This window comes from Bacteroidota bacterium, assembly GCA_016715425.1.
Taxonomy (GTDB): domain Bacteria; phylum Bacteroidota; class Bacteroidia; order Chitinophagales; family BACL12; genus JADKAC01.
Genome location: JADKAC010000002.1, coordinates 20,246 through 33,004, shown reverse-complemented (window position 1 = coordinate 33,004; position 12,759 = coordinate 20,246). Strand labels below are relative to the sequence as shown.

8 protein-coding genes are annotated in these 12,759 nt (G+C 33.3%); all 8 read right to left on the bottom strand.

Features of this window, described 5'->3' with window-relative positions; genetic code table 11:
- Positions 1-10: 10 nt before the first annotated feature.
- Complete coding sequence (locus IPN31_01975) at positions 11-418, bottom strand: DUF1801 domain-containing protein (protein MBK8680676.1); 408 nt, start codon at positions 416-418, stop codon at positions 11-13.
- 13 nt (positions 419-431) lie between these two features.
- Positions 432-737 (bottom strand): hypothetical protein, encoded by a 306-nt coding sequence (locus IPN31_01970; protein MBK8680675.1) that lies wholly within the window; start codon positions 735-737, stop codon positions 432-434.
- A gap of 546 nt (positions 738-1,283) precedes the next feature.
- Positions 1,284-2,297 carry a zinc-binding dehydrogenase gene (locus IPN31_01965; protein ID MBK8680674.1) on the bottom strand — a complete coding sequence of 338 codons (1,014 nt, stop codon included), beginning with the start codon at positions 2,295-2,297 and terminating at the stop codon, positions 1,284-1,286.
- A gap of 382 nt (positions 2,298-2,679) precedes the next feature.
- On the bottom strand, positions 2,680-5,559 hold the full coding sequence (locus IPN31_01960; GenBank protein MBK8680673.1) for a DEAD/DEAH box helicase family protein: 2,880 nt from the start codon (positions 5,557-5,559) through the stop codon (positions 2,680-2,682).
- A gap of 105 nt (positions 5,560-5,664) precedes the next feature.
- Entirely contained in the window at positions 5,665-7,215 is a 1,551-nt protein-coding gene (locus IPN31_01955; protein ID MBK8680672.1) for a nucleotidyl transferase AbiEii/AbiGii toxin family protein, read from the bottom strand.
- Positions 7,216-8,396: 1,181 nt separating this feature from the next.
- Positions 8,397-9,389, bottom strand: a complete 993-nt coding sequence (locus IPN31_01950; GenBank protein ID MBK8680671.1) for a DUF1016 family protein — start codon at positions 9,387-9,389, stop codon at positions 8,397-8,399.
- 538 nt (positions 9,390-9,927) lie between these two features.
- Positions 9,928-10,968 carry a hypothetical protein gene (locus IPN31_01945; GenBank protein ID MBK8680670.1) on the bottom strand — a complete coding sequence of 347 codons (1,041 nt, stop codon included), beginning with the start codon at positions 10,966-10,968 and terminating at the stop codon, positions 9,928-9,930.
- A gap of 270 nt (positions 10,969-11,238) precedes the next feature.
- Positions 11,239-12,102, bottom strand: coding sequence for a 4a-hydroxytetrahydrobiopterin dehydratase (locus IPN31_01940; GenBank protein ID MBK8680669.1), 864 nt, complete (start codon positions 12,100-12,102; stop codon positions 11,239-11,241).
- Positions 12,103-12,759 lie beyond the last annotated feature (657 nt).

The following is a 12,759-nucleotide window of genomic DNA, read 5'->3' as shown; positions in this document are numbered from 1 at the left end:
TTTTATTTTTTTATTTTGTTTTATTAACCCAATTCTTCACGATTTCCATCAATTCTGTTTTAGCATTTTCAATCTCGGTCATATTTTTAAATGTCGCAATTGCCCTGTCGTTTTCTTTCCAAATCAAAAGTTTAGAATTTTCTTTAATCAATTTATCTTTAGGTTGTTCTTGTTTCTTTGCTCCACGATGAAAGATAATTTGAATTTGTTTTGTTGTTGGTGGTTGTATTCGCATTGTAATTCTGTCTTCATTTTCAAAAGAATAATTTGGTCCGTTCCATTTTATATTTTCAGTCAAATTGCCGTCTGCTGATAATATTATAATCCGTAATTGATCAATCTCTTTTCTGAATGAGTGTTTTTGCTCATCTAAAAAGTTAGTTACTTCGCTATTTAAGTTTGATGTCAGCTTAGCCATTCAATACAGGTTTTTATTTTGATTGAAAGTTCGATTTGAAAGAAAGATTTTTGTCCGTCAATAATTTTTGAAGTTTCGGTAGTGTGCTTTTTCCAATTCCGTGGAAGTTTAATATTTCTTTTTCACCGTATTTTGAAAGTTTTTCCAAAGTGCTTATTCCATTATTTTCTAATGCTCTTCTTGCGGGTGCTCCAAGTAATGAAAGAAAATTGTCTTTCGGTTTTCGCTCTTCTTCACAAATTGGACAAGTCGGACAGTCAGAACTCTTATAAAACTGATGTCCCTTTTTGCAAGTTTTTAAAATCTTTTTTGTTTCCATTTCTTATGTTCAATTTACTTGTCTGAGTCGTCCGTTACAATAACCGCTAACGTCAGTCCCTCTAAAAACCTCCATTACATTTTAAAGATAATAATTCTCGCTTTTAAAAACTTATTGAAAGTGGTTTAAGCGGTTTGCAGAGATGCTTTTTAATAAGAATAATTACTATATAGAAAAAATAATTTTCCTTTTTAAAATTATTGATTTTGCAAATACTCTCTGCAAATAAATCTATATGCGGCACTTCATTAACTGTGCTGAAATTTGTATCTAAGTTTCTTGCAAGAATTACGCAATGAATTCTATCAGTTCCTAGTATGTATTGCCAATATAAAATTGCAAATCAAAATCAATAAAATTCAGTTGTTATTCAATGGAAATGTGTGGTGAGTTTTTAGAGAGTTTGACGGTTTGGTGCTTTGCGATGGCGAGGAACTTTAACACTAAAGTTCATACGAAGCACAATTGTTTGTTTAACCGCAAATGTTTCTACGAAGCAAATCAGCCCGCCTTTTGCCAAACGGCTGTTAGCGGTAGTGAATTATTTTAGTCGTGTACTTTTAATATTATTTTTCCTTCAATTTCAGCATTTTCAACTAATTTGTGAGCTTCAACTGCTTGGTCTAATGTCATAATTTTTCCAATTTCGGGTTTAATTTTCTTGTCAGATAAAAGTTTAAATAATGTACTTAAATCTTCTTGAAACCACTTAGGGTGTTTCTTACGCATTGAAGTTATCAAATAGAAATTTGCAGAAGGTTTGGTAGGAAGTAAATTCCATAATTGAATTTTTAGAAAGTCTAAAATCATATTTCCACCGTTTCCACTTGCCGAGTTTTGAAAACCAAAGCCAACTAATGTTCCTTTCTTTTTAAGTACACCCAACGAGCGAGGAAAATAATCTCCGCCCATTGGATCAAAAACGGCATCAATTCCGTTGGGTTCTTTTTTATTAATAACTTTTGCAAAATCTTGGTTTTTGTAGTCGATTGGAATAGCTCCCATTTTCTCAATAAAATCGTGCTTACTTTTTGAAGCCGTTCCGTACATTTTCAAATTCATAAGTTTGCCCAATTGAATGAGTGCAGTTCCGACTGCTCCCGCAGCAGCATGAATTAAAACGGTTTGTCCATTTTTAATTTTGGCAGAGCGATGAAGCATTTGATAAGCGGTAAGATAAGACAGTATCAAACTAACCGTTTCCCCATTATCTAAATTTTCGGGTACTGGAACGACCGAATTTGCATCAAGACAAATGTATTCGGTATAAGCACCAATAACGGTTAAGTCAGCTACTTTTTGTCCGACTGCCAAATTATTAACTCCTTCACCAAGTTCGTCAACAATTCCAACCAAATCGTATCCAGGGGAAAATGGCGGTTTTTCTTTTACGTTTGGGTAAATCCCACGTCTGATAAGTGTGTCTGTAAACGAAGCACTTGTCGTTAAAACTTTAATTCTTACTTGATTTTTTTGAGGTTTCGGCAATTCATTTTCTGTTACTTTTTGAAGCACTTCGGGGCCTCCAAATTTTGATATTATAATTCTATTATATTTCATTCTATTTCGTGTATTGTCGTTTTTCATTGCTGGTAACGGCAATCCATCTAGAAACCTCCGTTACTTTTTAAAGATAATAATTCTCGCTTTTAAAAACTTATTGAAAGTGATTGAAGCGGTTTACCTATATTCTTTTTTATAAGATTAATTTCTGTGTTGAAAAAAATAATTTTCCTTTTTAAAATTATTGATTTTGCAAATACTCTCTGCAAATAAATCTATATGCCGCACTTCATTAACTGTGCTGAAATTTGCATCTAAGTTTCTTGCAAGAATTACGCAATGAATTCTATCAGTTCCTTTTATGTATTGCAGATATAAAATTGCAAATCCTAACCTATAAAATGCAATTGTTATTCGACAGAAATGTGTGGGTGGGTTTTCAAGTTATTTGTTCTTCAAGTAAATCTTTCCAAATAATAAATCCTTTTTTCTCGTCTGAATAGTCATGCAAGATACGGGTAAAATTTGCTGGTTGGCTTTCAAGGAAAACTTGTCTGCCTTTGTTTTTAATTATACCAAGTTGCTCGTCAATTTCTTTCAACTTTATTTTAAGTGTCGGCTTGTCTATAGGGAAATGCCACATGTAAGTTGCTTCTTCGGTGTCAAGTGTTTCCATTACTAAGTGAAAGTGTTCTTTGCCTGTCAATAGAAAAACAAATGAGAATGGATTTAATACAAACCGAATTTTCAAAGTGCTTCTGTCGTGTCGTTGTGATAGGAACTGTAAATGCTTGTGATGTTTGAAGTTTTCTTTCTTCAAAATATCTTCTAATAATTCTGCACCTGAATTGTAAAGAGAATTGCTTTTCTCTCCCTGAATTTGATTGATGTCTAAGAGGTTTTTATTTTGAAGCAATGGTCTTCCAATAATGTTCTTTGAAACAAAGGTGAACTTTACACCTTCAATCACTTCACGATTTATTTTCTTAACATCATTTGATGTTGCCAACTGTGAAATCAGTTTGTCGTTTTCAAACTCTGCATGAATATCAATCTTTACATTCTTTGATTTAATTGCTTTTGAAAAGTATGGTTTCAGAACTTCAAATTCAGGTCTTACTTCAAGATTTTCAATTTCAAATTCAAGCTCGGTTTTCAATTCAGGAATGGAGTGTTTGAATGAAATACTTCCGTAACGAAATTCAAGTTGTTCAATCGGAATTTTTATTTGCCGTTCAATTGTAATGGTGTTTCTGTCTGCAATTTCATTGGTTGGTTCATCAAACAAAGTGGCTTGCTTGTCAATCTTTCTGTAAAAAGTATTTCGTTTCAGAAACAGTTTATTCAGATACTCAATTTTTATATCACGGTAATCGTAAATAGTTGGATTAACTTGTGAACGCTGAACTCTACCGATGTATTGAATCAACTTTCCCTCAAACGAAAAGGGATAAATAAGAAACAAGCAATTCGCATTTTGTAAGTCAGTTCCTTCTCCAAAGAATTGCCCTGTTGTAATCAGCACTTGATAATTTCCTTCTTGCAAAATTTTCCATTTGGAAGTACGGTTACTTTCAGAATCGTCTCCGCTCAAAGTAATTGTTTCAAAGGATTGTTTCAGAAACTGGTGTAATGAATCAATGTGTTCCTTCCTTTCAGTAATTATTACAACTTTTTTCCCCTCCTTCAATTCACTGGTTACATCTTGAAGAACTAATTTGTTTCTCGCTGAATCGTGAATCAGAATTTTAGATAGCGTTTCAAATTGGTCTGTCTTTGAATTGAAAGGGACATCAAGAGCCGTATTTCTGATAATAATTTTTGCTTGAGGTGCCGTACTAATCTTACTTGATTTTATCTCTGAAATTACTTCTCCTATATGAATGAAAATGAGTTTACCATCATTGTATTTTCTGAAAGGAGTTGCTGTTATGCCATAGAGATAAAATGTTTGAAGTTTTGCAATCGTATTTCTAAATGTCTCGGCTGGTATGTGATGACATTCATCAACGATAACAGTTCCGAAAGCTGTTAGAATATTTTCTGCTTCCTCTTTCACAACTTCTTTTGATAAACTCTGAATAGTTGCAATTGTGATTTTCTTTCCAACCTTACTTTTCCCTTGTCCGATTTTTCCAATTTCATTTTTGGGAATTCCAAGAAAAGTTTCAACTCTTTCTGTCCATTGTTCAACCAATTGTTTTCTGTGAACAATGATTAAAGCAGGTTGCTGTTTATCAGAAATAATTTTCAATGCAACAATTGTTTTACCGGAACCGGGAGGAGCTACAATCACTCCCAAATCTTTTTTAGAAATGGATTCAATTACAGTTTGTTGATACTCTCTGAGTTGAGCATTAAATAAAAAGGGAATTATTTTTGGCTTCTTTCTTTCATCAATGAAATCATGTTCAATTTTATTTTCTCTACAAAATCGAATTAACATTCCAATAAAACCTCTTGGAACAATGACTTCGTTTTCAGTTTCTTCAACAAACTTGAAATAGCGTTCTGTGCCGAAAGTGTTTTTACCTATTTTCTTCTTGATGATAAATTCAGAATTTGTGAAATTCAATTCTTCTTTCAGAAAGTTTATCAAAGGAGTTGTCATCCCCTCCCTGTTAATTCTTACATCGTTGTTTAAAACAATCGTCAATTTCCCATCAACAAACTTTTGAAAAGCTGAATTGGAAATTGTAGAAAGGGATTGATAAAACTTGTCTAATTCAGAAACAGAAATTCTCTTTATGATTCTTAGTAATTGAAATTGCTCTGCGAAAGGTTGCTGTGTTTTGGCATCAATAAAACAACTGTTCCCTTGCTCTAAGGTTTTCTTAAACAATGGAAGTGCAATTAGATTTCCTAAACCTTTTCCTGAAAGAAAATCTTGGTTCGGAAACAAGCGGTCAAAACTTGAACTCTTATCAAACACAGAAAATGCACCTGACTGTTCAAGTATAGAAATGAAAAGCTTTCTGCTTCTGATTGCAGGGTAGGGTTGTTCAAAGAATATCCAAACATGTCCGCCATTTCCTGAACGGGAACGCTCCAAGTATGCAGGAATATATTTTTCGTTACATGCTTTCAGAAATTTTCTTGCATCCTCTATCCAATTGGCTTCGTCAAAATCAGCTACAATAAAATTTGAGGTGTTGTCTTGCAACAATGGATAAACCCCAATGAGTTGTTCGCCATTCAGATGTTTGGCAATTTCTGCGTCAGTAAGTTCTAGATAAGTTTTGTCGTTGTAATTTTGAAAAGTTCCCCCTTTCATTTTATGTGCCCGATACATGTATGGGTCATAAGAATATGCAGGCATGTATCCGTTCTTGCTTCCTTTCTCCCAATGAATCGCAAAAACATCTTCTCTGCCTTTGAAAACAGATTTGAAAAGTTGGAATTGATTTGAGAGAGGTTCATTCATTTACATTCGTTCAATCAAAGTGTCAATTACAATTTTGAATGCATCCTCATGATTATACTTTTCATCCGGTCTTAACAAAGCAGTAGTATCACCTAAAAAATCAGTATCAATTTTCTTGGCTTCAATATTCATCAGGAATTCCTTTTTAGAAGGGATTGGTTTTTCCAAAGAGAAGTTCATGTATTCCTTATAGCATTTTATCAAAAGGTCAGGATTGAGATTTGAAGTAGTGAGAGCTTTCCATAAATCGTATAAGTCCCTGCCTTTTCTTCGCTGATACAATGCTCTTAATTTAGTCCCTAATAGCTCTTCCAACTTGTAAGTAATCAAATTACACTCACCATTGAACCATGATGATTTAACTTCAAATGGTTTTTTCTCCCAACCCAAAACCGTAAAGTGTTCTCGGCAATTTGTTTCAATCTTTAAGCGTAAAGAAACTATCGGTGGAAATTCAGAATCAAATCTGAACTTCATTGTTGCCATCGTTTCACCTGCTTCTACTTTCGCTTTTCCTAAAAAGGATAATGCCTCCCGGATATGGTCTATGACTTTACCAATTGAACCTGCTTTGATTTGAACCAAATCAATGTCCTCTGAATATCTATCATTAGTCAATTTATTTCGGCAATGATTGTTTTTTAATTGTCTCAATGAACCGGTTTGCCAGAAATTGGTCCTTCGTATTGATTTCATTAGCAATTTAGGGTTTTTTTTTTGCCCCGGGGCCGGGGGGAACGGTTTCATTTCTGTAATCATCAGCTTCCATTTCTCATTGAGAACTTCTTTGTTTTTCTTGCCCGATGCTTTCAATGGAATTAAGTAAAATTTTATTCCTGCTTTTTTACAGAGTGAAAATATTTTGTCAGCAATTTCTTTCTTGTTTAAAATTTCATCTAACACAAAACCGAATCTTTGCAGAGATGAAACGCTCGCATAGTTTATCAATTCCTCATTCACATCATTTCGTTTTACTGTTTCAAGCAACTCGTTAATTACAGTTGATACTCTGTTAAGTCCACCTACTTTTTTCTCGTAACTAATTAAATCAATTGCGGTCAATAGCGGATTTGAAACATTGATGTAACCTGTTTCGGTTTTCTTTTTTTCAGTGAGTGTGTCGGGCGGAAGTTGTCTTGTGCTGATGTAATTTATTTTGATTTCTTTCTTGACAGTGGCTCTTAATACAGGATAACTTGTTACAATAAAATATTCTTGTGGTTGCTGGTGCGATGAACCATGTAATGCTGCTGCATTCAAAAGTGCTACATAGTATTTTCGTTCAAGAAATTTCATCAACCCGTCAATAAACATTGCTGGTGGTAAAATTCCTTTTGAAGAATATTGTGGTGGAATAATTACATAGTAACCCTTGAAAATGGAAACAACTTTTTCTTTTTGCACTAATCTGTTCAATCCAAATTTCATGGTAATTGAAGTGTCATTCGGAAAGGCATCTTTAATTTCATTTAAGCTAAAGGAAAATTTTCCTCTTGAAAGGCATTGATTTACCCAGTTTTCAAGTCTGTTATAGTTATTGGTTGAAATCATTATTAGATAAATTTTGCGAAAGGTAGTGAATTGTGCTGCTTATCGCAAAACAATTCTTTAAGTGTATTTTAAAAGAGTTACGAAACCATGTTAGATAATTTTTGCGATGGATACCACTTTTCAATGCTTTTCGCAAAATAAATCTAAATCAATTTTTGGACTCATTGTAAAAAATACCCTATGTATTTGATTTCAAAGCTGTAGGTTGACTATTTCAGTTGCTTTGTTATTTCTACCCATCTTTTTTATCAAACTTTTTGATTTCACCATTGCACCATTTAGTGTAACCAATTTTGTGTCTTTCGCTTTACTTACAAGTATTTCAGTTGAACAACTGTCAAGCATTAGTTTGGCTTTATCAGGTGCCAATTCAGCAATCTCACTTAGTCCTGTTGCAAGTTCGTGAAACTTTAGTTCAGGGAGTTGGTCTCTCAACTTAATATAAAACCTGTCAAGAATTATGTTGCAAAGGTCTTTTGAATTCTTACGGACCTTTCCAAGTCCTTGTGAAAGATTTTAAAATGAAATATTCTGACTATTCAAGTCGTGCTTGTGCTGACTGGTGTATGTCGTAAAAGTTTCTTTCGCAATCTCTGGACTGATTTTATAAATGGAAACAATTGTATGCAGCAAAAAGTCAAAAGGAAGGTTGCAAATTTTCGCTTGATATTTTGGTTCTTTTGAAACAAGATTAAAAACCCCAATTGCTTGGGACATCAGTCCGTCTAAAAACCTCCATTACTTTTTAAAGGTAATAATTCTCGCTTTTTAAGAACTTATTGCAAGCGGTTTAAGCTGTTTACAGAGATGCTTTTTTAAAAGGATAATTACTGTGCTGAAAAAAATAATTTGGCATATTGAAGCTAAATGTGTTTGCAGAAATGCAAATAATAAAATGAATTTCTTCATTAGTTAACTGAACAATTCTTTCTTATCAATTATATTAAATAACCAACCATTAAATTGCAAGAGGCTAAAGAAAAAGAGGGTATCAATACAAGCTGCAATATTACATCAGTGTCTACCCACAATTTAATGAACCGGTAGTTACGAGAGCTTTATAATTAGTGGTGTATTCACGTCTTTTTTATTTCTTCAATGGTGTTCATGAGATCGCTTCGCTAAGTTGAGAGGGAAACTCTTTGAGTGATAGCTGACAGAGTCTTTTACTCGATTGTGCATTACTGGATATATTTATCGTTGGATTCATTTTTAAACAGTTCATGTAGTTTTTGTTTTAAAAGTTTCTTGTCAGGTAATTGTGTTTTATATTCTGAAACCATAGTTGTGGAGAGGCTTCTACTTAATGCGTACTCCACAACTGCACTGTCTTTGTCTTTGCATAGCAGAACTCCAATACTCGGATTTTCATTTGGTTTTTTAATGTCTCTGTCTAAAGATTCTAAGTAAAAATTAAGTTGTCCCAAGTGGTCTGGTTTAAACTTATCTGCTTTAAGTTCAAATGCTACTAAGCATTGTAGTCCACGGTGATAAAAAAGTAAATCAATAAAAAAATCGCTGTTGCCAACTTGTAACTTATACTCTTCACCAATGAACAAAAAATCTTTTCCTATTTCGAGAATGAAATTTTTCATTTGTCTTACAAGCCCACGTTGCAGGTCGCTTTCACTATAGGGTTCAGGTAAGTTTAAAAATTCAAAGACATAACTGTCTTTGAAAGTGTTTGATATGTCGTGATTACTTTCTCTCAGCGATGTTGAGAGTTTTGAGTTTCCAATAATTGTTCTCTCGAAAAGGCTTGCAGAAATTTGTCGCTCAAGTTCTCTAAAACTATAACCATCGTGTTTCGTTATTTTTAAATAAAACTCCCTTTCTTCATAAGATTTACATCTTGAAAATATAGCCAAATTATGCGACCAGCTAATTTCTCTCAACAGTGTTGAGAGTTTTGGGTAGTCCTTATACGTCTCATAAAACTGTTTCATTCTCCAAATATTCTTGTCGGAGAATCCCTTTATTTCAGGTTCGTGTGTTTGGATAAAAATGGCTAATTCTGTTACAACAGAGTCGCCCCATTCTGATTGGTTAATTTTCTTGCTGATATATTCTCCAATATTCCAATAAAGATTTATTAGCTCATCGTTTACAGCTCTGATAGCATTAGTACGAGATTGTTTTATTAACTGAATTATGTCCGCAAAACGATTTCCCATTATTTTTCGATATGCAACAAATTTATATTTTTTCAGTCGTGTTTCTCCTTTGGAACCGATTTTCTGCCATGACCGCTAACGGCATACCCTCTAAAAACCTCCCTTGTATTTTAAAAATACTAATTCCGGTTTTCTATAACTTATTAAAGTGATTTATGCTTTTTAAATAAATACTTTTTTATAAAAATAATTTCTGTGCTGAAAAAAATAATTCGGCATATCGAAGCTAAATGTGTTTGCAGAAATGCAAATAACAAAATGAGTTTCTTCATCAGGTAACTGAACAATTCTTTCTTTTCAATTATATTAAATAACAATCATTACTTTGGAAAGACTAAAGAAAAAGAGGTATCAATACAAGCTGCAATATTACATCAGTGTATAGTTACGAGAGCTTTATAATTAGTGGTGTATTCACGTCTTTTTTATTTCTTCAATGGTGTTCATGAGATCGCTTCGCTAAGTTGAGAGGCGAAACTCTTTGAGTGATAGCTGACGGAGCCTTTTACTCGATTAGCGGTAGTTATTCTGTCTTTCGTCACAGTTTAAATTTTTCAAAAGTGGTTCCATTAAATTTAAAAGCCCCGTTCTCGTGAGTTCCAAGCCAAAGGTCGCCATTGTTGTCTTTATAAATACTGAATAGCGTAATGTCTTTTGAATTATCTTGAACTACAAAATGAGTAATTTTCGTCCCATCATATTTCCAAACGCCATCACGATAGGTTACAAACCACAAATTATTATTGTTGTCTCGTACTATTGATAAATACTCATCCAAATTGCTGTCTTTTTTACCATCTAAACCGCCTATGCTTTCGTGTCTTGTGTAAAATTTATTGCTTTTTAATGTTGCGCTGTCATAAACACTATATCGATATTCGGTATTGAACCAGAAGTCGCCATTTTCGTCTTCCGTAATAGAACGCACTCCATTTGCACCTTCGTTGCGAAATTCAGTCACATCTTCTTCTGTAATCCATTCAAACGATTTTCCATCGTATCTGCAAACTCCAACCGGGTTTGTTCCAAACCAAATGTTTCCATTCTTGTCTTTATAAATACTGTAGATTTCAAAAGGATTTGGAAGATTCGGTGGTTTAGGCAATGGCAATTCAAATAAAGTGATACCGTCATATCGATATACCTTCTCATTTCCGTAAGAATGTTTAAACCACATATCTGTGGATTTAAGTTTCCAATCATTACTTGTGACTGGCGATAATGTCGTGAATGTATTTCCGTCAAACTTAACTATAGTTGGTTTTGGGTGGCAACTGGTGAAGTATATGTTGCCAGATTCATCTTCTTTTATTTCATCAATTCTGTTATTTGCCAAACCGTCTTTTGTTGTGTAATTAGTCAATGTCTTTCCATCGTATTTATACACTCCTGCTTCCCAACTGCCAAACCAATAATTATTTTTCTTGTCTTGATGAATAACCATTATACTTTTACCAAGTTCTGTTACAGTATCGCCTTTTACAATGTTGTCTGTTTTAACCTGTTGTTTTGTGGTTTGTCCATTACAAGAGGTTAACAGAGTTAAAATGCTCAGAAATATAAGTATGCTTAATTTCATTGTTGTCAATTTGATGATTGTTGTGTTGAAGTAGAGTTACTGCTAAGATCAGCCTGTCTAAAAACCTCCATTACTTTTTAAAGATAATTATTCTCGATTTTAATAATTTATTGAAAGTGATTGGAGCTCTTAATAGATACCTCTTTTATCAAAGAAATTCTTGCGTTGAAAAAATTAAATTGTCCTTTAAAAATAATTGCATTTGCAAATGCTCTTTGCAAAAAAAACTATAAGTCGCACTTCATTATCAAAGCATTGTTGGGAGCAGATTTAGTGTTGTCCCATTGCAAATTCCTCCCAAGTATCCTCCATAATATTTGCTAATCGGAGATCTCTTTTTGATGGCTGATGACCAATATTAAAAGTGCAAAGCCAAACCTCAACACGGTTATATGTGTTTTGCCAACGTGGGTGATGATTATGGGGCTTTATTCCTTTGGCATCAATTAATGACATAAATTTCCAAGCATCGTCATAGCTTTTAAATTCAAATACTCTATATAATTCCCTCATGGTTTCTCCAATGCTCCCAGTCTTTTCATGTTCCTTTATTTTCCATAATCTATTTTTATCTAAAAATTCCTCTTCTTGTTCTTGAGTTAACGAGTCTGGAGGAATTTCACCAACAGGAGTTACTACGGGAAGTGGGATAGTTGAATAAACTTTTGCTTTTACAAGCCTATTTTTTATTTGAACAAAGTCAACTGAACTCATTGTGTTAGGTAAATTAATTGCCTGAAAATCACACAGAGCATTTATTTCTGAATCTAAAAATTCTTTGTTAGGAATTTTGGCTCCATTTATTAATACTGGAATAACTAATAACTCCTTGTTTTCTTTATAGCGATTCAAAAAAGTAATAATTTCTTTTCTTACCCAATCAGAAGTCATGTCAATCTTTCTTTTTCCTGATTCATCATCTTGCATGAAAAGCCAATTTTTTCCAATAATAACTATCAATACTCTGGCTTCTTCTACAGCCTTTCTAATTGTATCTGGCCATTCATCGCCTCCACTAATAGATTCATAGTCCAGGAAAATATTACTCTCTCCGTATTCGGTTTTGAGAGAAGTTGAAAGTCGATTAGTTTCATAGGAATCGATTCTTCTGTAAGATATAAATATGCTTTTCATATAATAATGTTGCTTAAAGTTTACGCCCAACGTTAGTTCGTCTAAAAACCTTCATTCTTTTTTAAAGATAATAATTCTCGCTTTTAATAACTTATTGAAACCGATTTAGCGGTTTACAGAAATGTTTTTTTATAAAATAATTTGTGCTGAAAAATTAATTACCATTTAGAAGTTGATTGTTTTTGCAAATGCTTTTAGCAAAAAAATCTATCAGCCGCACTTCATTATCAATGCTGATAATTTGATCTAAGTTTTGTGCAACCCTGCCTAACGGTAGGCAAGAAGTACTGATTGATTTCTATTAGTTCCTTTTATATATTGCATATATCAAATTGCAAATCAAAACCTATAAAGGCTAATTGTTATTCAACAATAATGTGTGAAAAGTTTTAGACAGTTTGATGTTCTGCATAGCCGCAGGTGGGGATTTTGACAATCGTCTGCTCGGTGAGAATGTTGAAGAAGAAATGTTATAATAATAATTAACGAAAAGGAATTTAGAAAGAGTCAAGCACCAAACCAAAGCTGATAGCGATTTGTAGCCGAAGTTACAACGACAAGCGATCATAATTATTCAAAATTTTTTTTGTTAAAAATGGGGATTTAATTTCGCTAATTTTGGAATGCACTTTTATAGTACCATGGATATTAACCGGC